This is a genomic window from Calothrix rhizosoleniae SC01 (assembly GCF_900185595.1).
Lineage (GTDB): Bacteria > Cyanobacteriota > Cyanobacteriia > Cyanobacteriales > Nostocaceae > Calothrix_A > Calothrix_A rhizosoleniae.
On record NZ_FYBH01000425.1, the window covers coordinates 1 to 1,142 of the forward strand.

Genomic DNA, 1,142 nt, shown 5'->3' on the forward strand with positions numbered 1-1,142 from the left:
CCTACATCTTAGATTCACATCTACAACCAGTACCAGTAGGTGTACCAGGAGAACTCTACATCGGTGGTGATGGTTTGGCAAGAGGCTATCTCAACCGTCCCCAACTAACATCAGAAAAATTCATACTTAATCCTTTTGATGATTCTAAATCGGAACGTCTTTACAAAACAGGAGACCTGACTCGTTACTTAAGAGATGGAAATATAGAATTTCTTGGTCGCATCGATAATCAAGTGAAGATTCGGGGCTTCCGGATTGAGTTGGGAGAAATTGAAGCAGTTCTAGCCACCCATCCTCAAGTTAATCAAACTGTCGTTATTGCCACAGAAGAAAACACTGGGAATAAACGATTAGTAGCCTACGTAGTTATCAACTCAGAAATTACAACTCAACAACTACGTGAATACCTCAAGGCACAGCTACCAGATTACATGGTACCAAGTGTTTTTGTCACCTTAGAGAGCTTACCAGTAACACCCAACGGTAAAGTAGATCGTAAAGCATTACCGGTGCCTGAAATTGAACGAGATGTTGAGTATGTCGCACCACGTACAAAAGTTGAAGAAATAATAGCCAACATCTTTGCTCAAGTACTGGAGCTAGAAAATATCGGAATTTATGATAACTTTTTTGAATTGGGGGGACATTCCCTACTAGCTTTCCATCTCATGTCCGAGATTCAAAAAAGATTCCAGAAAAAGTTACCTTTAGCCACTCTTTTTCAAAATCCCACCATTAAACAACTAGCACTTTTCCTTATTTCCAATGGAGAAACCGAACTTTGGTCAACATTAGTACCAATCCAGCGAAACGGTTCATTACCACCTTTGTTCTATGTTCCAGGAGCAGGGGGAAATGTTCTTAGTATCGACAACTTAAAACAATATCTTGGAAATAATCAACCATTATACGGCTTACAAGCACAAGGTCTTGATGGTGAAATTGAACCTCTTGAAAGCATTGAAGAAATAGCACAAAATCACATCAAAGCAATTCAAACAGTTCAACCAACCGGTCCTTACTTCTTGTCTGGTTATTCTTTTGGTGGTCACGTAGTATTTGAAATGGCAAATCAATTACAACGCATGGGAGAATCTGTTGCTTATGTGGGGATTTTAGATACTCTTGCACCAATAAACAGC

At 39.5% G+C, this 1,142-nt stretch carries 1 protein-coding gene; it reads left to right on the top strand.

Going from position 1 to position 1,142, the window contains the following annotated elements:
- Window positions 1-1,142: thioesterase domain-containing protein (locus CALSC_RS24865; RefSeq protein ID WP_143288381.1), on the top strand; the 1,142-nt coding region annotated here is incomplete at both ends.